The sequence below is a fragment of the Shinella sp. SUS2 genome (assembly GCF_001262505.1).
Lineage (GTDB): Bacteria > Pseudomonadota > Alphaproteobacteria > Rhizobiales > Rhizobiaceae > Shinella.
Window position 1 is genome coordinate 229,372 of the sequence record NZ_KQ410725.1, and the last position, 25,927, is coordinate 255,298.

The following is a 25,927-nucleotide window of genomic DNA, read 5'->3' on the forward strand; positions in this document are numbered from 1 at the left end:
TTTCGGATCGCGCGAAGGCGCCAGCACCCGGCGATCCCGGGCGGATTTCCGTCACTCCTCGCACCGAATTCTGGCGCAACTTTGGTGCGGCAGGCCGGCAGCGGAGGAACCCGATGGCTGTACGTTTCAGATGGGCGGTTTAATCAGTCCCGGCTTAAAAGACCGTCGAGCCAGTGCGGATCGAGAACGGCCTCCAGCTCCGCCGCAACACCATCGAGCGCCGCATCGACACTCTCGCGATAATCGAAGCCGCCGCCCTCAATGCCGAAATCGGCCAGCAGCCGCGCACGGTAGGCGTCGCTCGACAGGAGGCCGTGCAGATAGGTGCCCATCACCCGCCCGTCGACCGAGACCGCACCGTCCGGCCGCCCGTCGATGCGGACAGAGGGGCGAAGCGTATCCGGCCCGGTGGTGCGGCCGAGATGGATCTCATAGCCCTCGAGCGGCACATCATATTGCAGGGAGCGGGCCGCGCTGTTGCGCACGGTCTTTTCCGGCGCCATCTCGGTCTCGACCGCCAGCAGGCCGAGGCCCTCGACCGCGCGCGCGCTGCCCTCGATGCCAAGCGGATCGGTGACGCGGCTGCCGAGCATCTGGTAGCCGCCGCAGATGCCGATGACCCGCCCGCCGCGGCGCATATGCAGGGCAAGGTCGCGGTCCCAGCCGGCGGCGCGAAAATCCGCAAGGTCCGCGATGGTGGATTTCGAACCCGGCAGGACGACGAGGCCTGCATCGGCCGGAAGCCGCTCGCCCGGCCGCACGAAGACGAGGTCCACCTCCGGCTCGGCCTTGAGCGGATCGAGGTCGTCGAAATTGGCGATGCGCGAGAGGACGGGCACGGCGACCTTCAACGCGCCGCCACCGCCCCTGGCGAGGCGCTCCAGCACGACTGAATCTTCGGCCGGCAGGCGCGCGGCCTCTCTCAGCCACGGCACGACGCCGAAACAGTGCCAGCCGGTGAAGCGGGCGATCTCGGCAATGCCGCTGTCGAATAGCGTCACGTCGCCCCGGAACTTGTTGATGAGATAACCGGTGACCATGCGCCGGTCTTCCTCCGGCAGGATGGCATGGGTGCCGACCAGCGAGGCGATGACGCCGCCGCGATCGATATCGCCGACCAGCACGACCGGCACGCCGGCGCGCGTGGCAAAGCCCATATTGGCGATGTCCCCGGCCCTGAGGTTGATTTCCGCCGGCGAACCCGCACCCTCGACAACGACGAGATCGGCGCCGGCGGCGACCGTCTCGAAACTTTCCATGACGGCGCCCATCAGCTGCGGCTTCAGCGCCTGGTAGTCGCGCGCCTTCGCCTGCCCGAACACCCTGCCCTGCACGATGATCTGGCTGCCGACATCCGATTGCGGCTTCAGGAGAACCGGGTTCATGTGCACGGAGGACGGCACGCGGGCAGCCAGCGACTGCAGCCATTGCGCCCGGCCGATCTCGCCGCCATCCGCCGAGACGGCGGCATTGTTCGACATGTTCTGCGGCTTGAACGGACGCACCGCCAGCCCGCGGTTGGCGGCAATGCGGCAAAGCCCCGCCACCAATACCGTTTTTCCGACATCCGAGCCGGTGCCCTGCAACATGATCGTTCTGGTCATGCGGCTCTCGTAGCATTCCCATACATTCCCGAAAAGCCCTGACTTACCGCAATCTTGCCGCAATCTCTGCCCGGCCGGCGACGCATTCTTCCACGGCTTCGCCATGCACCGCGAGCATGGCTGTCATGCTGTTCCCTTTGCGACATATTCCGCCGTGAACGACCATGGTTTTCGCTCCCGGGAGTGCCTATATCAGCGTCATCACACAGCCGGGGCGCGTGGCTTCGGGTTTCAAGGACAAAGACAATGCTGTTCATCTTCAGCAAGCCGAATTTCGTACAGATCGCCTGGAACGGCGAAGCCCCCCAGAGCCAGTCCCGCGTGCGCAACGTCGTGATGGATGCTCCGCTCGGTCCCCTCGGCTTCATCCGCACGCGCAACGTCGGCTGATCTTTCGAGCGTGACGTCAGGTCCGCTCGTCTACGGCGCCGTCTCTCTCCGGGAGGCGGCGTTTTTTATTGCCTTTCAGGGTCCTTGAACGGCGAAAGCCGTGCATCCCTTCCGGTGATACACGGCTTGCCAAAATACGCATGGCGGCATCTGACAAATACGCGTCAGAGCCAGGCACCCCGGTACGCAATACCTTTCCGGAGCAGGCGGCGATGTCCCCCGCCGTGAGAGAACAAATAGCGGCACATCCTTACCGGACCGTTATCGGGACCTTAAGCAAAGATGAATCGCGCTCTTTTTTGAATATTTTTGCGATTATTTTCAAAAGGCCCGAAGCGGCGCGTTCGGAACAGGATTTGTCCGCTTTCAGCGACCATCGCGGCACGCCACGCAAAAGGGCGCTCGATCATTTGCCCTGACGCGAGCAAACGCCCAAAATTTCCACCGCAGGGTTGCCGGTATTTCAGCCTTTTGCCCTCCGGCAAAGGGCTCGACGGCGGCCACCGGGCGCGCAGGAGGTTGATTTCTCTATGGGAACCCGTAGGCTGCCCCTCGTGACGCACGAAGACAGGTTGCCGGTGACAGGGTTCCGCCGGCAAGTCAAAAAAAGCTCGGCGTCGCTGCAGCAGGGGGATTGGCTCGCCTCACCTGGCATCGAATCCCCGTGGCTGTCGCAAAACTTTCGGGCAGTCGGGATAACGCAGTAACCTGCGCTGCCCTCCGGGTTGATCGCTGCATCCAAGACTGGGAGGTCTTATCCATGAAGAAGCTCCTTGCTTCCACCATCCTTGCTGCCGGCCTTTACGGCTTTGCCGGTTCTGCCCAGGCGGCAGAATGCGGCGAGGTCTCGATCGCCGAAATGAACTGGGCCTCGGCGGGCGTCGCCGCGCATGTCGACAAGCTCATCCTCGAAAACGGCTATGGCTGCACGGTCACGCTGGTGACCGGCGACACGATGCCGACCTTTACCTCCATGAACGAAAAGGGCGAGCCGGACGTCGCGCCTGAAATGTGGGTCAATGCCGTGCGCACGCCGCTTGACACGGCGATCGCCGAAGGCCGCCTGATCCAGCTTGCACCGCTGCTTTCGGAAGGCGGCGTCGAAGGCTGGTGGATTCCGAAATTCCTCGCCGATGCCCATCCGGACATCAAGACCGTTCAGGATGCGTTGAAACACCCGGACCTCTTCCCCGCGCCGGAAGACGCTTCCAAGGGCGCCGTGCACAATTGCCCATCGGGCTGGAACTGCCAGGTCTCGACGGACAACCTCTATCGCGCACTCGACGCCGACAAGGACGGCTTCACGCTCGTCGATACGGGCTCGGCAGCGGGCCTCGACGGCTCGATCGCCAACGCCTTCGAAAAGAAGAGCGGCTGGCTCGGCTACTACTGGGCGCCGACCGCCATTCTCGGCAAGTACGAGATGACCAAGCTCTCCTTCGGCGTCGAGCACAACAAGGCCGACTGGGATGCCTGCACCGCCGTGCCGGACTGCCCCAACCCGAAGGTCAATTCCTATCCGACCTCCGACGTCTTCACCGTCGTGACCAAGGCCTTCTCCGAAAAGGCCGGCGTTGCCATGGACTATATGAAGACGCGCCAGTGGGACAACGGCACGGTCGGCAAGGTGCTTGCCTGGATGGATGCCAACCAGGGCACCAACGAGGACGCCGCAAAGCACTTCCTCGAAACCTATCCGGACATGTGGACCAAGTGGGTCGCACCGGAGATCGCGGAAAAGGTCAAGGCCGCGCTCTGACGACGGTCCGCCGGCAGCCCTTTCCGGCTGCCGGCCTTCCAGCGACCTGAACGAGGGTGCAGGCAAACCGCCCGACGCCCGCCCAAGAAACTGCAGAGGTCGCAAACAGCACAGTATCAAGCGGCAGTTCGTGCGAAGACGGACTGCAAGCCGGGAACCAGAACAAGAATATCCCTGTGCGCGCCGTTTCGTTCGCAAGGCAAGAACATGCCCTTGCGGAACGGGACAATAACTTCCGGTAGAAGAGGGGAAGAGGATGGCAGGCCTATGCGAACTATTGCCAGGCTTTCTTTGCAAGTTTCCGGCTTTCAGTGACACCAGTATCCGCGGAGCAAGAAAAGTCATCGACGACGGCTTCAAGAGCCTCGTCAGAAGTTACGTCAACATCATCGATGCGACGGTTCAGCCGTTGCAATGGTTCCTGAACTATCTGGAGCGGCTGTTCGTCAGTTCGCCCTGGCCGATCATCCTGATCGCGATGCTGGCCATCGTCTATTTCGGCAGCCGCAACATCAAGATCACCATCGGCACGGCCATCTCCATGTGCGCCATCGGCCTTCTGGGCCTGTGGAACGACACGATGGTGACGCTCGCCATGGTGACGGTCTGTACGCTGATCGCCGTCATCGTCGGCATCCCGATCGGCATTCTCATGGCAAGGTCGGATCGGGTGCAGGCCTTCGTCAACCCGATCCTCGACGTGATGCAGACGATGCCGAGCTTCGTCTATCTCATCCCTGTCGTCATGATCTTCGGCATCGGCAAGGTGCCGGGCCTCATCGCGGTCGTCATCTATGCCGTGCCGCCGATGATCCGCCTCACCAATCTCGGCATCCGCCTCGTCGACAAGGAGGTGCTGGAAGCGGCCGACGCCTTCGGCTCCTCCGGCTGGCAGAAGCTGAAGAACGTGCAGATGCCGCTTGCCCTGCCCACCATCATGGCCGGCATCAACCAGACCATCATGATGTCGCTCGCCATGGTCGTCGTCGCCTCCATGGTCGGCGTCGGGGGGCTCGGCAAGAACGTGCTCCAGGCCATCAACAACCAGTTCTTCACGGTCGGGTTCCTCAACGGGTTCGCGCTCGTGGCCATCGCCATCATCTTTGACCGCACAAGCCAGGCCTATGGCAAGCGGCTGCAGAAGCATTCGGAGGTAATTCATGGTTAGTCATGCAATCGAGGTCCGCAATCTCTACAAGATCTTCGGGCCCCGCGGCGGCGACTATGTCGATGCGGTCAAGAACGGCCTCGGCAAGGCCGAGCTGAACCAGAAATACGGCCATGTGCTGGGTCTGCGCGACATCAACATCTCCATGCCGGCCGGCGGCATCATGGTGGTGATGGGTCTGTCCGGCTCGGGAAAATCGACACTGATCCGCCACATCAACCGGCTGATCGACCCGACTGCCGGCGAAGTGCTCTATGACGGCGTCGACGTGTGCCGGATGAACGAGAACGACCTGCGCGAATTCCGCCGCCACAAGACGGCGATGGTGTTCCAGAAATTCGCGCTGCTGCCGCACCGCACGGTCCTCGAAAACACCGTCTACGGCCTCGAGATCCAGGGCGTAGCACAGGCGGAGCGCGAAAAGCGCGCCAAGCAGTGGATCGCCCGCGTCGGCCTCGCCGGCTTCGAGAACCACTACCCGAACCAGCTTTCGGGCGGCATGCAGCAGCGCGTGGGCCTTGCCCGGGCACTGACCAACGACGCGGACATCCTCTTGATGGACGAAGCCTATTCGGCGCTCGACCCGTTGATCCGCGTCGACATGCAGACCGTGCTGCTCGACCTGCAGAAGGAACTGAAGAAGACCGTCGTCTTCATCACCCACGATCTCGACGAGGCGCTGCGCCTCGGCGACAAGATCGCCATCCTGCGCGACGGCATGGTCGTGCAGCAGGGCACCGGGCAGGAGATCGTGCTGAACCCCGCGGACGAATACATCACCGCCTTCGTCAAGGAGGTGAACCGCGGCCGGGTGGTGAATGTCGAGACGATCATGGCGCCGCTCTCGGGCAATCCCGAGGGCATGCCGATCACCACGGGCACGGTGCTCGAAATGGCCGCCCGCGCCATGACGGCCGCCAACCAGACGCTCGCCCATGTGGTCGACGAGGCGGGCCGACCGATCGGCGCTATCAGCCTCAGCGCCATCATCTCCTCGATGGTGACGCCGACCAGCCACGAGGCGAAGGCGGCCTGAACCGCACCGCAGACGGACTGAGAGGGCGCTCCCGAGCGCCCTCCTCCCGTTTGGGAACGGGCCGGCTTCGTTTCGCCCCGTTCCTCCCCACCCTACACACCGCCGTCTCCTTCCTTTCTTGCCTTTCCTCGGGATCCCCCGCTCTCCTTCCTCACCCTCGCGCTTGACCCGAGGGTCCACGCGGCATCCGGAGCTGTGGATGATCGGGGCAAGCCCAGCCATGATCGAGGCAAGGGTTGCGACCTTCCGCGAACGAGCCGCCAATCCGCCGTTGCAATCACATAAAGAAATCTTTATATGATGTGACAAACAGAAGGATCCACCGATGACCGCGACGAACCCGCTTGCCCAGCTTCTTGCCGAAAAGCCCTTCCTGCTCGCCGATGGCGCGACCGGGACCTCGCTCTTCGCCATGGGCCTCGAAGCCGGGGAAGCACCGGAGCTGTGGAACGAGGCCAAACCCGAGAACATCACGAAGCTGCACCAGGACTTCGTCGATGCCGGCGCGGACATCATCCTCACCAACACCTTCGGCGGCACGCGCCATCGCCTGAAGCTGCACCATGCGCAGGACCGCGTCTTCGACCTCAACAAGAAGGCCGCCGAGATCGCCCGTGCCGTCGCCGACAAGGCACCGCGCAAGGTGATCGTCGCCGGTTCCGTCGGCCCGACGGGCGAACTGCTCGTGCCGCTCGGCGCGATGACCTATGACGATGCCGTTTCCGCCTTCGCCGAACAGATCGAAGGTCTGAAGGCCGGTGGTGCGGATGTCGCCTGGATCGAGACCATGTCCTCGCCGGAGGAAATCCGCGCCGCGGCCGAAGCGGCCACCAAGACCGGCATGCCCTTCGTCTATACCGGCTCGTTCGACACGGCCGGCAAGACCATGATGGGCCTGCATCCGCGGGACATCCATGGCGTTGCCGGCGATATCGGCGCGGGCCCGCTCGCCGTCGGCGCCAATTGCGGCGTCGGCGCGTCCGACATCCTGTCCTCGCTGCTCGACATGACCGGCGCCGACCCGTCCGCGACCGTCGTCGTCAAGGGCAATTGCGGCATCCCGGAATATCGCGGTGCGGAAATCTACTATTCCGGCACGCCGCCGCTGATGGCCGAATATGCCCGCCTTGCCCGCGATGCCGGCGCGCGCATCATCGGCGGCTGCTGCGGCACGTCCTGCGAGCACCTCGCAGCCATGCGCGTTGCGCTCGACGCGCATGAGCCGCGCGAACGTCCGACGCTCCCCGCGATCATCGAGGCCATCGGCCCGCTGCGCAACAAGACCGCTGACGAAAGCGCCGCTGCGCCCGCCCGCGAACGCGGCCGCCGTCGCGGCTGAGGCCAGAAGGGCGCCCGGTGGGCGCCCTTTGTCGTTCAGGCACCCGATTTTCGCCGGTGATAGGTCAGGGCGGCGTGGAGACAGAAGGCCAGCGGCGCCCGTGGCAGTGGTTCACCCGCGGGAATGAGGATCGCACGATTGCCTTCAAAGCCAAAAACCCCTTCAAACTGCATCCGGAACGTCGGCACGAGCGTGGTCTGGCAATTGAAGAACACCGCGCCGCAATCCGCCGCCTGCCGGGAAACGCCCAGCCGGATGGAACTGCCCGACCGGCTCTCCTGCGTGAGATAGGCCGGCTCGCCCCATTTGAGCGTTTCGACAAGGGCGCCGACGCCCGGCGTTTCCGCGGCGACCGCGAAGATCGCCTCACGGATTTCCATCAATCGTGCCCGCACCGCCGCCGGATAGCGGTCGAACACCACGGCGAGCAGTGCCGGTATCGGCGGAGCAGTCATCGTGTCTCCTTTCGCTGGGCGTGCCGCTGTACACTGCCGCAGCGCGTCTGCTCTGTCGAGAGGAGGACGATCACGCATGAAGGAAGCCACCGCACGCTTCGAGAGAGGCGGCGGCAGCACCGGACCCCGATTGCCGAACCGTCGGGAGGAGCTTACGACGCTTCCAAAAACGCCCGCCATGCTGCAAGTCCCGCCTCCATGTTGCGCCGACCGACGCCGACACGGAAACGATCCGACGGTACGGGCAGAAGGTCCGAGACATAGAGGCTGGAAGGCAGCAGCAGCACGCCCTTCTCCTCGACCAGCCGGCGGCAATGCTCCTCGACGCCATCCGCACCGCGATAGCGCGGGAAGGCGACGCAGCCGCCGTCCGGCTCGGCCCAGTCGTAAAGATCCGGATAGTCGGCGAAAAAGGCACCGAGCTTGGCCATATTCTCCGCGCAGAGCGTGCGGTTGCGGGCGAAGATCGTTTCGCGTGCCTTGATCGCGATACCGGCCAGCACCTCGGAGGGGCGCGCATTGCAGATGGAAAGATAGTGTTTCATCTTCTCCATGCGCGACAGCAATGCATGGTCACGGCTGGCGATCCAGCCAACACGCAGGCCTGGCAGGCCATAGGCCTTGGACATCACATTGAGTGAAATACCCCTGTCGAACAGGTCGGCCGCCTGCGGCAGGCGCTTTGCCGCGTCGATCTCCAGTCCGCGATAGACCTCGTCGGAAAAGAGATGGATGCCGCGCTCGGCGCAAAGATCGACCAGTCCACGGAAAATCGCCTGATCGGCGATGGTGCCCGTCGGATTGTTCGGGAAATTGACGGCGACGAGTTTTGTTTCGGGGCGCAACGCGGCGCGCACGTCGTCGAGATCGAGCTGCCAGCGGTTTTCCGGCCGGAGCGCAATGCCCGTGACGTTGCCTGATATGGTGACCGGCATGGTCTCCATCGACTGGTAGTTCGGCACGGTGACGATGGCATGGTCACCGGCTGAAAGCAGCGCCAGCATGGCGCAGTACAGCCCCTCCTCCGCGCCGGCGAAGGTCAGGATGTCGGCGCCCGACAGCGTGTCATAGGTCGTTGCGATGGTCTCGCGCAGCTCCGGCGCGCCCCAGGTTTCGGTATAGCCGAGCGCCACGCGCTCCCAGGCCTCGCGATCCGCGGGTCCCGCCAGCGCCAGGAGGTCCGACATGGTCATCGTCTCGGCATCGCTTGCCGTCATGTGGTGGCGCGCCTTGAATTCCCAGCGCGAGAAATGGGTTTCGAGGCGGAAGTCCGGCAGCGTCGTCACAGGGTCCTGTCCTTCTGGTTCTGGCGCCGGGCATCGGCGAGATAGTTGTAGATCGAAGCGCGCGAGGCGCCGATGAGGCCGGCGAGATGATCGACGGCATTGCGGGTCTGGAACAGGCCGCGTTCGTCGAGCGCGGCGACGAGCGCCACCCGGTCGCCCTTCTTCAGCGCCGTCAGCGCCAGCCCGCGGGTGCGCAGCCAGTCGTGCAGCGCCGTGTTGATCTCCTCGCGCCAGTCGCCGGCGAAAAGCGAGGCCGGGCGGGCGGCTGCTGCACCGGTAAAGGCCGAAAGCAGCCTTGCCGCGGCATCGAAATGCGAGACATCCATGTTGATGCAGAAGAGGCCGAGCGCCTGGCCGAAATCGTCCTTCAGCACCGCCGTCACCGACTTCAGGCGCCGCCCGTCCTCGCCGGTCTTCTCGTAGGGGCCGTAGATGCCGCCCTCGCCGGCTTCCTCCAACTCCTCCTCGACGAGCGATTCCATGCCCGCCTTGCGGCCGGAAAAGGCATTCCAGATGCCGGCGATCAGACCCGTCTCGAGATCGTGCAGCACGACTTCGGCATGGGGATAGAACAGGGTCGAGATGGCCGCGGCCGTCGCGGTGTGCTGGCGAAGCAGCAGGTCGGCATTCGATGAGTCGTACATGCGGACAAACAACCCAAAGATAGATAATTTGTCAATATTGGATTTTTAGTCCAAACATTCACTGACCGGCTTGCGACCCGCTTTTTCCCTGTCCTATTTAAGACGACGTGATTCTTGGGAGACCATCATGAGTGCCGATCTTGCAGCCTTTCCCGACCGGGAGACCGTGGCCGACAAGCTGGGTGCCCTCGGCGAAACCGAGCAGGCCTATCTGCGCCTGCTGATGGAAAACCCCAAGCAGGACGAGAACCTGCTTGGAGGCCTCGACCTGTATCTCAACCGCGCCGCCGCTGCCCGCTTTCTCAACTCCCTGAAGCTGGAAAAGCTCGGCGAATGGCTGGGCGAGGCGGCGCCGGCGCGCCTGCAGATGCGGCTGACCGAAGCCGCCCGCTCCAGCCAGCACGCCGCCTATGCCGCCTTCCGCGCCGGCCTCACCCGCTCGGGCGGCCTCGAACGCGCCTATCCGAAGGCCTGATCGGCCGGCACCGCCAGCGGCCCGAAGGATTTGCGGATCATGTCGGCCATGCCGTCGATCGTCGGCCCGCTGCGCCGCGGATTGCGCTTCAACACGACGCGGGACGAATCGATCGGCGGAAAGCCGTCCGCCGCGGTCAGTTCGCGCGTGCCGGGCGGGATGTTGCTGCGCGACAGCGGCGCGACGGTCAGCCCGCTCATGACCGCCGATCGCAGGCCCCCGCTGGTGTCGCAGGTATAGGCGATGCGATAGGGGATCGTGTGCCGCTCCAGCGAGCGCAGGGCGAAATCCCGGCACCAGCTCGAGCGCCAGTAGACGGCCACCGGCATCGGGCGTTCCAGATGCCGGTTGTGCGCCACGGAGGTGACCCAGACCGTCGGATCGATCGCCAGAAGCTCGCCGGAGACCCCGTCGCACCAGTCGAAGATGATGGCGAGGTCGAGCTCGTCGGCCTCCAGTGCCGCAAGCTGCTGGGCGGTGTAGCCACAGAGCACCGTCACCTCGGTATCCGGATGAATTTCCGCAAACGCCGCCAGCGCATTGGGCAAGACCGTCTGGTTGTATTCCTCGGGAATGCCCACGCGCACCGGGCCGTCGAGCGGCACGGTGCGCATCGCCGCCGTCGTCTCGTCGACGAGCCCGACGATGCGCCGCGCATAGGGCAGCAGCCGCTGGCCCTCCCGCGTCAGGGCAACACCGCGCGGGCCACGCTCGAAGAGCGTCGCCCCCACCGAATCCTCCAGCTTGCGCACTTGCATGCTGATTGCCGATTGCGTGCGCCCGAGCCTGTCGGCGGCATGGGTGACATTGCCGGCCTGGGCGACGGCGACGAAAATACGGAGCAGATCGCTTTCGAGGGGGGAATACATGGCGCCATCGCTTTTTCTGATGCCTGCCATAATCGCTATTCGTTTGTGAAATGTCTACGGTTTTGCTTGGCTTTGTCGTGAAAGAGAAGGCAAGGCCATGGGAATCATCGGAAAACTAAGGGAAGAATGGATGCGGTTTCGCCGGAGGCAGGCGGAGCGGGAGGCCTTGCGGCTGCTCATTGCTAGGCGCGATACACGATTGCTGCGCGATGTCGGGCTGACATTGGCCGAAGGCAGCCCGCGCGGCTACGAGACGCTGCCACAAGCAAAGGAGCGCCGCTGGACGGCGCCCCTCATCCGGCTGCGACTGCTGCCACCCAGCACGTGGAGCGAAGGCGATGTGGCGCCGGCGGCCGCAAACAACAGTTGCAAGGCGGCGGAAAAACCCGCCGCTTAGCCCGTCTCCCCCATGCGGGGGAGACGTGTCGGCAGACCGAATGAAGGGCGACCTGCCCTACTCCGCCTTTTCGCCGGAAAGGCCGCCGGCGAGCTGGACGAGTTTGAGGAACTCGGCGCGATAGCCGAAGGGGTCGTTGCCCTTCGCTGCCTCTGCAAGCCCGAGGATCGAGCCATAGGCGTAGTCCTGCAGGGCCGCCACGCCCTTCAGCTTCTGCCCGAAGGCGGCGACGGCGACCGAGAAGCGCACATCCGTCGAGGCGGCGCTCACATCGGCGACGGCATTCGCATCCGTCACCGGCAGGGTTGCCAGTTCGCTCGTCTCGCCGTCCGGCTTCTTCCAGCGCATCTTCAGGAAGGCGAGCTCGCCGCTGCCGCTCTCGGCCGCCGGCTGTGCCTTGCCATAACGCAGCGGGTCGTTCAGCACGGCGGGGCTGCCCTTCGGCGTCACCTCGTAGATCGCCGTCACCCGATGGCCGGAGCCGATGTCGCCGGCATCCACCTTGTCGTTGTTGAAATCCTCGCGGTTGAGCACGCGGGTCTCGTAGCCGATCAGGCGGTATTCGGCGATGCGGTCGGGATTGAACTCGATCTGGAACTTGACGTCCTTGGCAATGGGGAAGAGCGAGGAACCCGCCTCCTCCACCAACGTCTTCTGTGCCTCGGCCAGCGTATCGATATAGGCGGCCGTGCCGTTGCCGTTCTGCGCCAGCGTCTGCATCATGCCGTCATTGTAGTTTCCGCGGCCAAAACCAAGCACCGAAAGGAAGATACCGCTCTTGCGGCGCTCCTCGATGATGCGCTTCAGGTCCTCGTCGCTGGCCGGGCCGACGTTGAAATCGCCGTCCGTCGCCAGCATGACGCGGTTGACGCCATCCTTCTTGAAGGCCTTCTCCGCCAGCCGATAGGCCGCCTCGATGCCCTCGGCGCCCGCCGTCGAGCCTCCCGGCCGGAGCGTGTCGATGGCGTCGAGGATTTTCTGGCGGTCCTTCGCCGCCGTCGGCTCCAGCACCACGCCGGCGTTGCCGGCATAGGTGACGATGGAAACGGTGTCCGTGTCCTTCAGCTTGCCGACCAGCAGGCGGAAGGCGCCCTTCAGCAGCGGCAGCTTGTCCGCCTCGTCCATCGAGCCGGAGACGTCGATGAGGAAGACGAGGTTGGCGGCGGGCTGCGCCGTCGGCACCGTCTCGAACCCCTTGATGCCGATATGCAGCAGCTCGGTGTTCTTGTTCCAGGGCGTCGGCATGACCGTGACGGTGGCGTTGAACGGCTTTTCCGCGGTCTCCGGCCCCTTCCAGTCATAGGGGAAGTAGTTGACCAGTTCCTCCACCCGCACCGCCTCGAGGTCCGGCAGGCTGCCGCCGAGCAACGCACGGCGCACATAGGAATAGGAGGCCGTGTCGACATCGGCCGAAAAGGTCGAGACCGGATCGGTGGTGACGCTCTTGACCGGATTGGGATCGGCCGAGGCGAAACGCTCGCGGTCCTCCTCGGGCACGGGCATCGCGATGGCATCGGCTGCCGCGGAGGGCTGTGTTATGGCGCGTCTCAGGGCCTGCATGTTGGCGGCACCCTCGACGATAGCAGATTCGTGTCCACTGAGATCGATATGACCAACGGACGTTTCGGCAGTGGTCTGGCTCAGTTCCGGCGTCGGAACAACCCCGCCGAGCAAGGATGAATCCGGGACGGTGGCGACCACCTCCTCCTGACGGCTTTCGGCGAGCGGGGCAGGTTCGGTAGAGAACACCGTGGTCGTCTGAGTGGCGTCCGCCTTCGCTTTTGCATCGGACGACCGCTTCGCACTGCCGCCCTGGCCGCTCTCCTTCAACGCGGCTGAAACGTCTTCCGCATTGAATTCACCCGCCTTCGCTTCCAGCTTGCGCGCACGCAGATCGGCATCGACCGGCTTTTCTACGACCTCCGTCTCCGTGGTCAGCGGCACGGTGCCATTGCGCACCAGTTCATAGCTGACAAGACCAGCGACGGGCACGACGAGCAGCGTGGCAAGGGCCGAGCCGGCGAGAAATTTGCGGTTCATGATGGGGCTCCATATCCGGTTGAAGATGGAGCTTTGACGCCCGCCCAAGGGCGATCCTTGGGGGCTGGTCGCATTTTTTTCCGCGCCGTCGAACGCTTCCATGGCAGCGGCAAGCGCGCGGGCACGGGCCGCGGGGTCGGCGGCGGGAGCCCTGTTGCGGGCAAGTTTTTCGAGGTCGAGATCGCTCATCGTCTGTCCTTCCGTCACGCGGCCGCATCGCGCAAAAGCACCTTCAGGCGCTTGCGGGCTTCGTGCACATGCCAGGAAATCGTCGTTTCGGCGCAGCCGAGCACATCGGCCGCCGCCGCATGGCTGAGCCCCTCGCCGTAGATCAGCAGCACGGCGTCGCGCTGCTTGTCGGGCAACTGCCGCACCGCCTGCCAAAGCTCCTCATTGCCGTCGTCAGCGGGGGCGTCGTCCAGCACGGCCTGTTCGCGCAGATAGGCGGCGTCGCGCCATTCGGCCCGACGCCGCTTGCGCAGCTGGTCGCGCGCCGCATTCAGCGTCACCGAATAGAGCCAGGTCCCGAAGCGGCTGGCGCCCTTGAAACCGCGGATGGCGCTGGCAAGGCGTATACACACCTCCTGTGCCACGTCCTCGGCATCCTGCCGGTCGCCGCACCATCGCCAGGCGACGGCATGGATGAAATCATAGCGGCCTTCGACAAGCGCGGCGAACGCCTGCCTGTCGCCTGAGGCCGCCTTTTCGACGAGTTCTGTTTCCACGGGTCCATCCCGATTGCTGTGCACTATCCTTTCAGACGTGTCTCGGGCGGCGATCCTTGGGCCTGCGTTCAAAAAAATCTCACCAGGGCAGATTTTTTACGACGGCGATGATGGTCCCCATCACGGCGTCCCGGTCGTGGCGCCGGATTTCCGGGGCGTAGAGGCTGGAAATGCTGCCGTCGAGAAAGAGCGCATTTTTACTGTGCAGCCGATCACGGAAGAGCGTCGCGAAATCGTGGAAGCGCACCGGAGTTTTCGAGATTGCGAAGGCGACCCGCCCGTCCGGCAGGATGCCGACGCCGTTGCGGATCTGCAGGCTGCTGGCATCGGGCAGGAAACGCGGATGGATGGATCCGTCGATGACCAGCATCGGTCCCGATTGCGTCGCCGCGACCGGCGACAGCCCGGCCTTCGCATAGGCGTCCGTCTCCATCACGCCCGCTTCGCCATCCCCCACCCAGAAAACGCCGTTCGGCTTCAGGAAGAAATTGCCGAAGGCGTCGCCGCGGTTGAGCGCGCCCGTCTCCCTGCCGTTTTCCATCAGCAGCCCCACCGGACCATAATCCGGATGATACATGCCGCCGTTCATCGCAAAGCGCATGTGCTGGTTGTTGCGGAGGAGATGGGTGTTGAGCTGGTCGTAGGTCGCCCCGCGCTTTCCGAGCGTCGCCGCGCCATAGAGGCGGATCGTGTCCGTCTTCGGATCGAAGGTGCAGACGGTATAGCGGCCGGCAAGGTGGTCGATCTCGGTGCATTTTGGCGCTTCGGCCATGGCGGGGCTCCCGAGAGCGAGGAACAGGAGGAGAATGGGAAGGACGCGCATGGCGTTTGGCTCGACTGGCATTGCGGCGAATTTAGCGGCGGGTCGGCGTCAAAGCGAGAGCGCCGCCATGTGGAATCGAAGCTGCGCGGCATCATAGCGATAGGCCGCGCCCACGGGACAGGCGGCGCGGGCAAGGCAGCCGGCCGACATGCAGCCGCCCTGCCCCGCGGGCGCGCGCAGATAGGCACGGCAGGCGGAGACGTCGAACAGATCCGGGCGAACGGCTGCAGCGGGACAGGTGGTGAGGCAGGGCTTGTCCGGACAGTGGTCGCAGGGATGCGGCGATGCCGGCGACGGCGCGTCCCCGATCGGATCGGCAAAGCCGAGTGCGCCGCGATAGCCGTGCCAAAGGCCGTAGACGGGGTGGATGAGAATGCCAAGCGGCGAGGCTTTCAGGCCCTCGGCCCGCATCGCCCATTGCTGAAACGGCTGCCAGGGCGGATCGGAGGGAAACCAGGCGGTCGCCCCTGCCGCCGCGGCAACGGGCTCTATCACCGCCTTCGACCAGGTGTCGAGCGGATCGGGGCCGGATCGCCCTTTCCGCCAACGGGAAAAGGCCGGCCAGAGAGAGCTGCCAATATTGCCGATGAGCACGACGCTTGCTGCCGGGCGGCCATCCGCCAGCTCAGGCGGTGTTTCGCCCTCACGAAAATTCACGGCACCGCGCAAAAAAAGTCCGTGCGGCCGGAGAGCCGCACGGACGGTTTCAAGATCAGGACGACGCGCCCTCACCGGGTCACATCTCCCTTGATTTCATAGTGGGGACGCCAGACGTCCTTCTGGATCATGTCCGCCACCCGTGTTGCTCCGCCTTGCTCCCTGGCGCGATCGGGACCCTTTCAGGTGAAGGCGTCCGGCATCGAATCCTTGCGGGCCGCCATATAGGCCAGCAGCGCGTCGTCGATCGCCGGATCGAGATAGGGCGCCTCGTAGTGCTCGAGCCAGGTGCGGCAGAGCGCGTTGGCGCGGTCTTCGATACGCTTCTGTCCCTCGATTTCCCACTGCTCGAACGAATTGTTGTCGGCAAGCGGCGAGCGGTAGAAGGCGGTCTGGAAGTTGGCCTGGGTATGGGCGCAGCCGAGATAGTGGCTGCCCGGGCCGACCTCGCGGATCGCATCGAGCGCCTGGGCGTTCTCCGAGAGGTCGATGCCCTCGGCGAATTTCTGCTGCATGCCGAGCTGGTCCTGATCGATCATGAACTTTTCGTAGGAGGCAACGAGGCCGCCTTCCAGCCAACCGGCGGCGTGCAGCACGAAGTTCGTGCCGGCGAGCAGCGTCATGTTCAGCGTATTGGCCGATTCGTGGGCGGCCTGCGCATCCGGGATCTTCGAGCCGCAGAGCGAGCCGCCGGTCCGGAACGGAATGCCGAGGCGGCGGGCGAGCTGCGCCGCGCCGTAGGACACCAGCGACGGCTCCGGCGAGCCGAAGGTCGGCGCGCCCGACTGCATGGAGATCGAGGCCGCGAAGGTGCCGAACAGCACCGGCGCCCCCTTGCGGATGAGCTGTGTGAAGGCGGCGCCGGCGAGGACTTCGGCAAGGATCTGCGTCAGCGTGCCGGCGACCGTCACCGGGCTCATCGCGCCCGACAGGATGAACGGCGAGACGACGCAGGCCTGGTTATGCCGCGCATAGACCTTCAGCGCGCCCACCATGGTCTCGTCGAAGACCATCGGCGAGTTGGCGTTGATGAGGTTCATCATGACCGTATTGTTTTCGACGAACTCGTCGCCGAAGACGAGCTTGGCCATGGCGATCGAATCTTCCGCGCGTTCCGGCGCGGTGACCGAACCCATGAACGGCTTGTCGGAATATTTGATGTGGCTGTAGACCATGTCCAGGTGACGCTTGTTCACCGGAACGTCCACCGGCTCGCAGACCGTACCGCCGGAAGAATGCATGGACGGCGCCATATAGGCGAGCTTCACGAAATTACGGAAATCCTCGATCGTCGCATAGCGGCGGTTGCCTTCCAGGTCGCGCACGAAGGGCGGGCCGTAGACCGGCACGAAGACGGTGGCCTTGCCGCCAATATGCACGCTGCGCTCGGGATTGCGGGCATGCCAGGTGAAGTTCGACGGCGCGGTCTTCAGGAGTTCGCGGCAGAGGCCCTTGGGGAAATGCACGCGCTCGCCGCGCACGTCGGCGCCGGCGTCCCGCCAGAGCTGGAGGGCTTCGGGGTCCTCGCGGAACTCGATGCCGATCTCTTCCAGCACCCGGTCGGCATTCGCCTCGATGAGCTGCAGGCCTTCTTCGTCGAGGACTTCGTATTCTTTGATCTTGCGGGTGATGTAGGGCAGCGACGGGCCCGGGCCGCCCCCGGTGCGCGAGGCGCGCCGCGCGGCCGCACCCCGACCCTCACGCGAACGGCGACCGCCGCCTTCACCGGCGCCCTCGCCTGCCACCTGCTGAATGTCCTCGCTCATGATCCGTCTTTCCTTGTTGTCGCGGAGCAGAAAAGCACCGCGGGCCTTGTTCTTTCCGGCGCCCGAACGCGCCTCTCGTTCTATGCTAGCAAGCCGCCGGGGCGGGGCGGTTCTCAATGCGCCAAGCGGTGGCGCACGCGGGATACCGGCATGGGCGAGACTATAGCGGGATTGCGACGGACAGCGTAGCGGCATTGACGTGTTTGCACTGTCAATTCACGGCTTTACCGGCTATGCATGCAAGAAGCGGGAAACGGGTCGCTTTTCGCCATATGCGACGTCGCTTTCAAAATCAGGTTCGCGCAAGAGGAACGCTATTCCTTATGGTGAGAGCCTGCCGCCGCAGCGCCACTGGAGACGAGGAAACACAATGTCTGACGACGAAATCATTCTCGCCGATCTCTCCGACGAAGAGCTCGTGCAGCAGATGCACGACGACCTCTACGACGGCCTGAAGGAGGAAATCGAGGAAGGCACCAACATCCTTCTCGAGCGCGGCTGGGCCCCCTACGACGTCCTGACCCAGGCACTCGTCGAAGGCATGCGCATCGTCGGCGTCGATTTCCGTGACGGCATCCTCTTCGTTCCGGAAGTGCTGCTTTCGGCCAATGCGATGAAGGCCGGCATGTCGATCCTGCGTCCGCTGCTCGCCGCCACCGGCGCGCCCAAGCAGGGCAAGATGGTCATCGGCACCGTCAAGGGCGACATCCACGACATCGGCAAGAATCTCGTCGGCATGATGATGGAAGGCGCCGGCTTCGACGTCATCGACCTCGGCATCAACAACCCGGTCGAAAACTACCTCGAGGCCATCGAACGCGAGCAGCCGGACATCCTCGGCATGTCGGCGCTGCTGACGACCACCATGCCCTACATGAAAGTCGTCATCGACACGATGAAAGAAAAGGGCCTGCGCGACGATTACGTCGTTCTCGTCGGCGGCGCACCGCTGAACGAGGAATTCGGCAAGGCCGTCGGCGCCGACGCCTACTGCCGCGACGCGGCCGTCGCCGTCGAAACGGCCAAGGAATTCATGAAGCGCAAGCACAACATGCTTGCCGGCTGATTTTTGAAGGGCGCCGGTCTTGCACCGGCGCCCTTTCACCATGATCTATCAATTGACGGAATGCACGACCCGGCGACCGGCATCCTGGGTCGCATCCACCGCGTTGGCGGTGTCACGGCCGAGGCCGCGGATGGTGTTGCCACAGGCGCTGAGCACCAGCAGCGCGGTAAAGACAATGCCGAGACGGGCAAGATTTTTCGCGGTCATGGCGGGATCCTCTCATGAATGCACTCGACTCGGAAATTAGACCAGCCGGCGACGAAGCGGAACGTGGCAACGCGGAAAAAGTTCGCGTCATCGCCTGCGGCGCCATCGCCCGTGAAGTCCTTGCCATCCGCGAGGCGAACGGTCTTTCCCATATCGACCTGCTCTGTCTTCCCGCGATCTGGCACGCCCACCCGGAAAAGATCACGCCCGGCGTGGAGCAGGCGATCGCCGAGGCGCGGGCCGAGGGGTTTTCCCGCATTTTCGTCGGCTATGCGGATTGCGGCACGGGCGGATTGCTCGACCGGCTCTGCGAGCGCGAGGGCGTCGAGCGCATCGCCGGGCCGCACTGTTATTCCTTCTTCGCCGGCAACGCCGCCTTCGCGGCCAAGGACGACGACGTCACCTCCTTCTTCCTCACCGATTTCCTCGCCCGCCAGTTCCGCGCCTTCGTCATCGAACCGCTCGGTCTCGATCGCCATCCCCAGCTGAAGGACATGTACTTCGGCAATTACAGGAAGCTCGTCTATCTCTCGCAGGTCGAGGACGAGGGTTTGAAGCAGAAGGCGAAAGAGGCGGCGGATTATCTCGGCCTTGCCTACGAGTATCGCTTCACCGGCTACGGCGACCTGACGGGCGAGCTTTTACGCGCCCGCTAACCAATCCTTAGCCCTGCCCGGCAAATCCCCAACGCAGTTACCGCTTCCTAAGCCATCGCGACGAAGATGCCGCAAAAGACTGGCGAGGCCTGGGACATGACGGAACGCGACATACGGATGGAAACGGTGGCCATGCTGATCCAGCCCGGCCCCAATCCGGAAATCGTCGTCAACGCCGTCAAGACCACCTTCCCGAACCTTGTCGTCATCGAGGAGCAACCCGAATCGAAAAAGCTGTTCATCCGGCGGCGCGCGAAAAAGCTTGGCTGGATGCAGGCCCTCGGCCAGCTCGCCACCATGGTCGTTTCCAAATACGGCAAGCGCTTCACCGCAAAACGCGCTGAGGAAATCCTCGAAGAATACGGCGCAAACCCCTCGATGGACTCGACAATCCGCCGCATCGCCATCCCCTCGGCCAACGGCCCCGAACTGCTGACAGCGCTGGAAGAGGTGCGGCCGGCCGCACTGCTTCTCGTCAGCTGCCGCATGATGAAGGCCGGGACGCTCGCGGCGATCGCCTGCCCCGTCCTCAATTTCCACGCCGGCATCAATCCGCGATATCGCGGCCTGCAAGGTGGCTACTGGTCACGCATCGAGCGCGACGAGGCAAATTTCGGCGGCACCGTGCACCTCGTCGACCCCGGCGTCGATACCGGCGACGTGCTCTACCAGCAGCGCGTCACCCCCTCCAAACGCGACACGATGCACACCTATCCGCTGCTCCAGACGGCGGCCTCGGCAGGCATCATCGTCAAGGCGATGCGCGATGCGGTGACCGGCAATCTCAAGCCCTTGAAAATAGCGGCGCCCTCGCGGCAATGGTATCATCCGCCGATCTGGACATGGCTCTTGAACGGCGTGACCCGCGGCATCTGGTAATTCCTTCTGTATAGTCGAATCCCACGTCGTTTTTGAACATGGGGCAGTCGTGGCGAGTGAAGCCCGCGACGCGGCCAAACCGCATTGTCAGCGCTAGAGCAATTCCAGGAAAAGTGTGCCACGGTTTTCCGTCCGGATTTGCGCAATAGGAGGAAGAGCGTTTTCGCGATCCGAAGAAACACGCAGACGCTCTGGGAGAATTTTCGACATGGCAGACCGCATCATCGTCTACTGGCGCGACATCCCCGCCCAGGTCATCATCAAGAAGGGCCGCACGAGCGCCAAGCGGGAACTGTCGCTGCGCTTCACCGAGGCGATCGACATGTGCGCCATGCGCACGGGCGCCGCCGAGACGGACGACTATCTCGCCGAATGGCGCAAGGCCGACCCCATCCCGGTCTCCGACGATCTGGAGACGGAAGCCGACAAGGCCGCGGCCGAGCTGGAAGCCGCCTATGACCGTGAACGGCTCGTCGCCCTCGTCAAGGCCGGAGGCCGCGACAATGGCTGACGCCATCCAGAAACCGGGCAATGCCGCACCCGCCAAGAAGGCCGCCACCGGCGCCTTCACGCCGGCCGGCGTCTCGCCGAGCCGCCGGGCCCGCCGCAAATACACGATCCGCCTGTGGGCCGTGCGCAACTCCCGCTTCTTCGAGTGGTTCTACCACCGCTTCGCCGAGGTTTTCCTGCTCCTCCATCCCGTCTGGAAGCTGTTCGGCTACCAGCGCGTCGAACGGCCGATCACCTTTGTCGAAAAGCATGTGAAGGGCTTTCTCTTCGACTGTCGCATGTGCGGCCAGTGCGCACTGTCGTCCACGGGCATGTCCTGCCCGATGAACTGTCCCAAGCAGCTTCGCAACGGCCCCTGCGGCGGCGTGCGCGCCAACGGCAATTGCGAAGTGGAACCGGACATGCCCTGCGTCTGGGTCCAGGCCTGGAAGGGCTCCCAGAACATGGCCAAGGGAGATGCCATCATGAACGTGCAGAAGCCGGTGAACCAGTCGCTGCGCGAAACCTCCTCCTGGCTGCGCGTGACGGCCGAAGCCGCCGCGGCCAAGGAAGCTGCCGCCGCTGCCGGAAAGGACGCCTGATCCATGGCGCATATCGACGAAAACCCGCTCGGCCCCCACCTGCCGCTCGATCCCCTGCCCGGTCATTCCTCGCTCGGCCGGCTGGAGCGCGTGCTGCGCCGCGGCGAATTCGCCGTCACGACGGAACTCAACCCGCCCGACAGCGCCAACCCGGAAGACGTCTACGAGCGCGCCGCGATCTTCGACGGCTGGGTGGACGGCATCAACGCGGTCGATGCGTCCGGCGCCAACTGCCACATGTCCTCCGTGGGCATCTGCGCGCTCCTGACCCGCATGGGTTATGCGCCGATCATGCAGATCGCCTGCCGCGACAAGAACCGCATCGCCATCCAGGGCGACGTGCTCGGCGGCGCGGCTATGGGCGTCACCAACATCATGTGCCTCACCGGCGACGGCGTACAGGCCGGCGACCAGCCGGGCGCAAAGCCGGTCTTCGACCTCGACTGCATGTCGCTGCTCGAAACCGTGCGCATCATGCGCGACAATTCGAAGTTCCTCTCCGGCCGCAAGCTGACCTCGCCGCCGAAGGTTTTTCTGGGCGCGGCGATCAACCCTTTCGCCCCGCCCTACGACTTCCGCCCCTATCGCCTCGGGAAGAAAATCGAGGCTGGCGCACAGTTCGTGCAGAGCCAGTACTGCTTCGACGTACCGATGTTCCGCGAATACATGAAGAAGGTGCGCGACCTCGGCCTGCACGAGAAGTGCTACATCCTCGTCGGCGTCGGCCCGATGGCCTCGGCCAAAACGGCGAAGTGGATCCGCTCCAACGTGCCCGGCATTCACATTCCCGATTCCGTCATCGCGCGGCTCGAGGGCGCCCAGGACCAGAAGAAGGAAGGCAAGCAGCTCTGCATCGACATCATCAACGAGGTGAAGGAGATCGAGGGCGTTTCCGGCATTCACGTCATGGCGTACCGACAGGAAGAATATGTCGCAGAGATCGTGCATGATTCCGGCGTGCTGAAAGGCCGGCGCCCCTGGAAGCGGGAACCGAACCCGGTCGACCAGCTCGTTGCCGAACGCATCGAAAGAACCCGCGAGGGCGTCGAGCAGAACCAGCAGCAGATGGCGGAGATCGCTGCCCATCACCCCCATTGATCCCCATGCCGGCCACCGCCGGCATGCCGCTTGTAACACCGGAAATCGCGCGCTAGATCAAACCCGGCGCCCCGCCCCAGAGGACCCTATATGACACGCACCATCGTCGCCTCGGCCACCCGCGAAATCATCATCGGTTTCGACCAGCCCTTCTGCGTCATCGGCGAACGCATCAATCCGACCGGCCGCAAGAAGCTGGCCGCGGAAATGCAGGCCGGCAACTTCGAGACCGTGATCAAGGACGCGCTGGAACAGGTCGCCGCCGGCGCCACCATGCTCGACATCAATGCAGGTGTAACCTCGGTCAACCCGAACGAGACGGAGCCGGGCCTTTTGGTGCAGACGCTGGAAATCGTCCAGGGCCTCGTCGACATTCCGCTCGCCATCGACAGCTCTGTGACCGCCGCCATCGAGGCCGGCCTGAAGGTCGCCAAGGGTCGCCCGCTGGTCAATTCCGTCACCGGCGAGGAAGAGAAGCTCGAAGCCATCCTGCCACTCGTAAAGAAGTACGACGTTCCGGTCGTCGCCATCTCGAACGACGAGACCGGCATCTCGATGGACCCGGACGTGCGCTTCGCCGTTGCCAAGAAGATCGTCGAGCGCGCCATGGACCATGGCATCAAGCCGCATGACATCGTCGTCGACCCGCTCGTCATGCCGATCGGCGCGCTCGGCGATGCCGGCCGCCAGGTCTTCCAGCTGCTCTATCGCCTGCGCAACGAACTGAAGGTCAACACGACCTGCGGCCTTTCCAACATCTCCTTCGGCCTGCCACACCGCCACGGCATCAATGCCGGCTTCATCCCCATGGTCATCGGCGCCGGCATGACGTCCGCCATCATGAACCCCTGCCGCCCGCAGGAAATGGAAGCCGTGCGCGCCGCCAACGTGCTGAACGGCACCGACGCCAACTGCACCAACTGGATCATGACCTACCGCGACCACAAGCCTGCCGAAGGCGGCGCCGTTGCCGCCGCGTCCGCAGCTCCGGCAGCCGGTGGCGGCCGCCGTGGCGGCCGTGCAGCCCGCGCCGGCGCCGGCGCGGCCCGGGAATAACGTGGCCGGCGGGCGACAGCTCCGTCGCGACGCCTTCAGCCTCTGGCTGGAGGCGCCTCTCGTGATCGCCATGCGCTGCCACGAGATGGGCATGGCGGCGATGACGGGCTCGACCCAGAACACGGCCGAGATGACCCGGATGGTCACCGAAAAGATGGCTGCCACGGCGGAAAGCGTCATGGCGGCCAATTTTGCTGTTGCAAAGGCCATGATGACGGCGGCATCGCCCGAAGCTGCGGCCCGCGCCGTCTCGGAAGCCGCGCTGAAGCCCTATGGCAAGCGCGTGCGCCGCAATGTGCGGCGTCTCTCGGCCAGAAAGGGCTGAGATGCGTCGTTTCACGCCGAAAAGAGAGTACGACCGATGCGCATCGAAGGTGAGAACGAGATCAACATGACCGAAGCCTCGGTGAAGGAGCCGCTCGTCCTCTTCATGCCCTCGGGCAAGCGTGGCCGCTTCCCGGTGGGCACGCCCGTTCTTGAAGCTGCGCGCAAACTCGGCGTCTATGTCGAAAGCGTCTGTGGCGGCCGTGCCACCTGCGGGCGCTGTCAGATCGAGGTGCAGGAAGGCAATTTCGCAAAACACAAGATCGTCTCCTCCCTCGACCACATCTCGGAAAAGGGCCCGAAGGAAGAGCGCTACGAAAAGATCCGTGGCCTGCCTGATGGCCGTCGCCTCTCCTGTTCCGCCCTCATCCTCGGCGATCTCGTCGTCGATGTGCCGCAGGACACCGTGATCAACGCACAGGTCGTGCGCAAGGCCGCGACCGACCGTGTGATCGAGCGCAACGCCGCGGTCCAGCTCTGCTATGTCGAGGTGGACGAGCCAGACATGCACAAGCCGCTCGGCGATCTCGACCGCCTGAAGGTAATGCTGGAAAAGGACTGGGGCTGGAAGGATCTCCTGATCGCCCCCCATCTCATCCCGCAGGTGCAGTCGATCCTGCGCAAGGGCAACTGGGGCGTCACCGCCGCCATCCACCGCGACATGGATTCCTCGCGCCCCTTCATCGTCGCCCTTTATCCCGGCCTGAAGAACGAGGCCTATGGCATCGCCTGCGACATCGGCTCGACGACCATCGCCATGCACCTCGTGTCGCTGCTGTCGGGCCGCATCGTCGCCTCTTCCGGCACGTCCAACCCGCAGATCCGCTTCGGCGAAGACCTGATGAGCCGCGTCTCCTACGTCATGATGAACCCGGACGGCCGGGAAGCCATGACCAAGGCCGTGCGCGAAGCCGTCAACAGCCTGATCGGCAAGGTCTGCGGCGAAGGCGAGGTCGACCGGCACGACATCCTCGACATGGTGTTCGTGGCAAACCCGATCATGCACCACCTCTTCCTCGGCATCGATCCGACAGAGCTCGGCCAGGCGCCCTTCGCGCTCGCCGTGTCGGGCGCATTGCAATACTGGGCGCACGAACTCGACATCGACGTGAACCGCGGTGCGCGGCTCTACACGCTGCCCTGCATCGCCGGCCATGTCGGCGCGGATGCGGCGGGCGCGACACTTTCCGAAGGCCCCTACCGGCAGGATCGGATGATGCTGCTCGTCGATGTCGGCACCAATGCGGAAATCGTGCTCGGCAACAAGGACCGTGTCGTCGCCGCATCCTCGCCCACCGGGCCTGCCTTCGAAGGCGCGGAAATCTCCTCCGGCCAGCGCGCTGCACCAGGCGCGATCGAGCGCGTGCGCATCGATCCCGCGACCCTGGAGCCGCGCTTCCGCGTCATCGGCGTCGACAAGTGGTCGGACGAAGAGGGGTTTGCCGAAGCCGCCAAGAGCGTCGGCGTCACCGGCATCTGCGGCTCGGCGATCATCGAGGTCGTCGCGGAGATGTACCTCGCCGGCGTCATCTCCGAGGACGGCGTGGTCGATGGCTCCATGGTGGAAAAAAGCCCGCGCATCCTGCAGAACGGGCGCACCTTCTCCTACCTGCTGCATGACGGCGAGCCGCGCATCACGGTGACGCAGAACGATATCCGCGCCATCCAGCTCGCCAAGTCGGCGCTCTATGCCGGCATCAAGCTCCTGATGGAAAAGCTTGGCATCGAGCATGTCGACACGATCCGCTTTGCCGGCGCCTTCGGTTCCTTCATCGATCCGAAATACGCCATGGTGCTCGGCCTCATCCCGGATTGCGACCTTGCCGAGGTGAAGGCCGTCGGCAACGCCGCCGGCACGGGCGCGCTCATGGCGCTTCTCAACCGCGACCATCGCCGCGAGATCGAAAGGACGGTCGCCCATATCGAGAAGATCGAGACGGCGCTGGAGCCCAACTTCCAGCAGCTTTTCGTCAACGCCATGGCGCTGCCGAACAAGGTGGATCCCTTCCCGGAACTCGCCAAGGTCGTCACCCTGCCGGAGCGCAAGGTGTTGGCCGACGATGGCGGCGGCGAAGGTGGCGGACGACGGCGGCGGCGCAGCCGGGAGTAAGGGGGCG

General features: G+C 64.4%; 28 protein-coding genes. 17 read left to right on the forward strand and 11 right to left on the reverse strand.

Going from position 1 to position 25,927, the window contains the following annotated elements; all coding sequences use genetic code 11:
- Positions 1–143 precede the first annotated feature (143 nt).
- Complete coding sequence (locus AKG11_RS06225; RefSeq protein ID WP_050743287.1) at positions 144–1,604, reverse strand: cobyric acid synthase; 1,461 nt, start codon at positions 1,602–1,604, stop codon at positions 144–146.
- Positions 1,605–1,850: 246 nt separating this feature from the next.
- Here AKG11_RS06225 and AKG11_RS34445 point away from each other — a divergent pair, with 246 nt between their 5' ends.
- The 6 genes from AKG11_RS34445 to bmt all read left to right on the forward strand — a co-directional run bounded on the left by AKG11_RS34445 (position 1,851) and on the right by bmt (position 7,296).
- Entirely contained in the window at positions 1,851–1,994 is a 144-nt protein-coding gene (locus AKG11_RS34445) for a hypothetical protein (RefSeq protein WP_023517380.1), read from the forward strand.
- 140 nt (positions 1,995–2,134) lie between these two features.
- Positions 2,135–2,413, forward strand: coding sequence for a hypothetical protein (locus AKG11_RS34450; protein ID WP_156032029.1), 279 nt, complete (start codon positions 2,135–2,137; stop codon positions 2,411–2,413).
- Positions 2,414–2,754: 341 nt separating this feature from the next.
- Positions 2,755–3,753 carry an ABC transporter substrate-binding protein gene (locus tag AKG11_RS06230; protein WP_023517381.1) on the forward strand — a complete coding sequence of 333 codons (999 nt, stop codon included), beginning with the start codon at positions 2,755–2,757 and terminating at the stop codon, positions 3,751–3,753.
- Between the two features lie 256 nt (positions 3,754–4,009).
- Entirely contained in the window at positions 4,010–4,921 is a 912-nt protein-coding gene (locus tag AKG11_RS06235; RefSeq protein ID WP_050743288.1) for an ABC transporter permease, read from the forward strand.
- Positions 4,914–5,957, forward strand: coding sequence for a quaternary amine ABC transporter ATP-binding protein (locus AKG11_RS06240; RefSeq protein ID WP_023515527.1), 1,044 nt, complete (start codon positions 4,914–4,916; stop codon positions 5,955–5,957). Before AKG11_RS06235 ends, AKG11_RS06240 begins: the two co-directional genes overlap by 8 nt.
- 325 nt (positions 5,958–6,282) lie before the next feature.
- Entirely contained in the window at positions 6,283–7,296 is a 1,014-nt protein-coding gene (gene bmt / locus AKG11_RS06245; RefSeq protein WP_050743289.1) for a betaine--homocysteine S-methyltransferase, read from the forward strand.
- A gap of 35 nt (positions 7,297–7,331) precedes the next feature.
- Here the strand turns inward: bmt and AKG11_RS06250 are convergent, their stop codons facing one another.
- The 3 genes from AKG11_RS06250 to AKG11_RS06260 form a co-directional block, all read right to left on the reverse strand.
- Positions 7,332–7,751: a DUF1801 domain-containing protein gene (locus AKG11_RS06250; protein ID WP_050743290.1), complete on the reverse strand. Its 420-nt coding sequence runs from the start codon at positions 7,749–7,751 to the stop codon at positions 7,332–7,334.
- 152 nt (positions 7,752–7,903) lie between these two features.
- On the reverse strand, positions 7,904–9,037 hold the full coding sequence (locus tag AKG11_RS06255) for an aminotransferase class I/II-fold pyridoxal phosphate-dependent enzyme (RefSeq protein ID WP_050743291.1): 1,134 nt from the start codon (positions 9,035–9,037) through the stop codon (positions 7,904–7,906).
- Positions 9,034–9,681, reverse strand: coding sequence for a helix-turn-helix transcriptional regulator (locus AKG11_RS06260; protein WP_023515531.1), 648 nt, complete (start codon positions 9,679–9,681; stop codon positions 9,034–9,036). Before AKG11_RS06260 ends, AKG11_RS06255 begins: the two co-directional genes overlap by 4 nt.
- A gap of 127 nt (positions 9,682–9,808) precedes the next feature.
- Between AKG11_RS06260 and AKG11_RS06265 the strand changes: the two genes are divergently transcribed.
- A complete protein-coding gene (locus tag AKG11_RS06265; RefSeq protein ID WP_024271524.1) occupies positions 9,809–10,156 on the forward strand; it encodes a hypothetical protein in 348 nt (115 codons plus the stop codon).
- On the opposite strand, the gene AKG11_RS06270 is transcribed toward AKG11_RS06265, so the two are convergent.
- Positions 10,141–11,025, reverse strand: a complete 885-nt coding sequence (locus AKG11_RS06270) for a LysR family transcriptional regulator (protein WP_050743386.1) — start codon at positions 11,023–11,025, stop codon at positions 10,141–10,143. The genes AKG11_RS06265 and AKG11_RS06270 overlap by 16 nt on opposite strands.
- 130 nt (positions 11,026–11,155) lie before the next feature.
- Between AKG11_RS06270 and AKG11_RS06275 the strand changes: the two genes are divergently transcribed.
- Complete coding sequence (locus tag AKG11_RS06275; protein ID WP_050743292.1) at positions 11,156–11,422, forward strand: hypothetical protein; 267 nt, start codon at positions 11,156–11,158, stop codon at positions 11,420–11,422.
- 57 nt (positions 11,423–11,479) lie between these two features.
- Here AKG11_RS06275 and AKG11_RS06280 read toward each other — a convergent pair whose 3' ends face one another.
- From AKG11_RS06280 to AKG11_RS06300, 5 genes are all read right to left on the reverse strand, one after another.
- Positions 11,480–13,651 carry a vWA domain-containing protein gene (locus AKG11_RS06280; RefSeq protein WP_050743293.1) on the reverse strand — a complete coding sequence of 724 codons (2,172 nt, stop codon included), beginning with the start codon at positions 13,649–13,651 and terminating at the stop codon, positions 11,480–11,482.
- A gap of 14 nt (positions 13,652–13,665) precedes the next feature.
- The gene (locus AKG11_RS06285) at positions 13,666–14,187 is read right to left on the reverse strand and encodes an RNA polymerase sigma factor (protein ID WP_050743294.1); all 522 of its coding nucleotides are present in this window, start codon (positions 14,185–14,187) and stop codon (positions 13,666–13,668) included.
- Between the two features lie 79 nt (positions 14,188–14,266).
- Complete coding sequence (locus AKG11_RS06290; protein ID WP_245290146.1) at positions 14,267–14,959, reverse strand: phosphodiester glycosidase family protein; 693 nt, start codon at positions 14,957–14,959, stop codon at positions 14,267–14,269.
- 99 nt (positions 14,960–15,058) lie between these two features.
- On the reverse strand, positions 15,059–15,742 hold the full coding sequence (locus AKG11_RS06295; protein ID WP_050743296.1) for a 4Fe-4S dicluster domain-containing protein: 684 nt from the start codon (positions 15,740–15,742) through the stop codon (positions 15,059–15,061).
- 107 nt (positions 15,743–15,849) lie between these two features.
- Positions 15,850–17,433 (reverse strand): trimethylamine methyltransferase family protein, encoded by a 1,584-nt coding sequence (locus AKG11_RS06300; RefSeq protein ID WP_023514480.1) that lies wholly within the window; start codon positions 17,431–17,433, stop codon positions 15,850–15,852.
- Between the two features lie 370 nt (positions 17,434–17,803).
- Here AKG11_RS06300 and AKG11_RS06305 point away from each other — a divergent pair, with 370 nt between their 5' ends.
- Entirely contained in the window at positions 17,804–18,499 is a 696-nt protein-coding gene (locus AKG11_RS06305; protein ID WP_023514481.1) for a corrinoid protein, read from the forward strand.
- A 48-nt stretch (positions 18,500–18,547) separates the two neighbouring features.
- On the opposite strand, the gene AKG11_RS06310 is transcribed toward AKG11_RS06305, so the two are convergent.
- Positions 18,548–18,706 (reverse strand): entericidin domain-containing protein, encoded by a 159-nt coding sequence (locus AKG11_RS06310; RefSeq protein WP_023514482.1) that lies wholly within the window; start codon positions 18,704–18,706, stop codon positions 18,548–18,550.
- Between the two features lie 14 nt (positions 18,707–18,720).
- Here AKG11_RS06310 and AKG11_RS06315 point away from each other — a divergent pair, with 14 nt between their 5' ends.
- The 8 genes from AKG11_RS06315 to AKG11_RS06350 all read left to right on the forward strand — a co-directional run bounded on the left by AKG11_RS06315 (position 18,721) and on the right by AKG11_RS06350 (position 25,920).
- Positions 18,721–19,362 carry a DUF1638 domain-containing protein gene (locus tag AKG11_RS06315; RefSeq protein ID WP_023514483.1) on the forward strand — a complete coding sequence of 214 codons (642 nt, stop codon included), beginning with the start codon at positions 18,721–18,723 and terminating at the stop codon, positions 19,360–19,362.
- Positions 19,363–19,458: 96 nt separating this feature from the next.
- On the forward strand, positions 19,459–20,241 hold the full coding sequence (locus AKG11_RS06320) for a formyl transferase (RefSeq protein ID WP_050743297.1): 783 nt from the start codon (positions 19,459–19,461) through the stop codon (positions 20,239–20,241).
- Positions 20,242–20,449: 208 nt separating this feature from the next.
- A complete protein-coding gene (locus tag AKG11_RS06325) occupies positions 20,450–20,752 on the forward strand; it encodes a virulence factor (RefSeq protein WP_023514485.1) in 303 nt (100 codons plus the stop codon).
- Entirely contained in the window at positions 20,745–21,332 is a 588-nt protein-coding gene (locus AKG11_RS06330; protein WP_023514486.1) for a methylenetetrahydrofolate reductase C-terminal domain-containing protein, read from the forward strand. The genes AKG11_RS06325 and AKG11_RS06330 overlap by 8 nt, the downstream gene beginning before the upstream one ends.
- Positions 21,333–21,335: 3 nt before the next feature.
- On the forward strand, positions 21,336–22,430 hold the full coding sequence (locus AKG11_RS06335) for a methylenetetrahydrofolate reductase (RefSeq protein ID WP_023514487.1): 1,095 nt from the start codon (positions 21,336–21,338) through the stop codon (positions 22,428–22,430).
- A 90-nt stretch (positions 22,431–22,520) separates the two neighbouring features.
- A complete protein-coding gene (locus AKG11_RS06340) occupies positions 22,521–23,486 on the forward strand; it encodes a methyltetrahydrofolate cobalamin methyltransferase (protein WP_050743298.1) in 966 nt (321 codons plus the stop codon).
- A gap of 1 nt (position 23,487) precedes the next feature.
- On the forward strand, positions 23,488–23,811 hold the full coding sequence (locus AKG11_RS06345; protein WP_050743299.1) for a hypothetical protein: 324 nt from the start codon (positions 23,488–23,490) through the stop codon (positions 23,809–23,811).
- A 36-nt stretch (positions 23,812–23,847) separates the two neighbouring features.
- The gene (locus tag AKG11_RS06350; RefSeq protein ID WP_050743300.1) at positions 23,848–25,920 is read left to right on the forward strand and encodes an ASKHA domain-containing protein; all 2,073 of its coding nucleotides are present in this window, start codon (positions 23,848–23,850) and stop codon (positions 25,918–25,920) included.
- Positions 25,921–25,927: the final 7 nt, after the last annotated feature.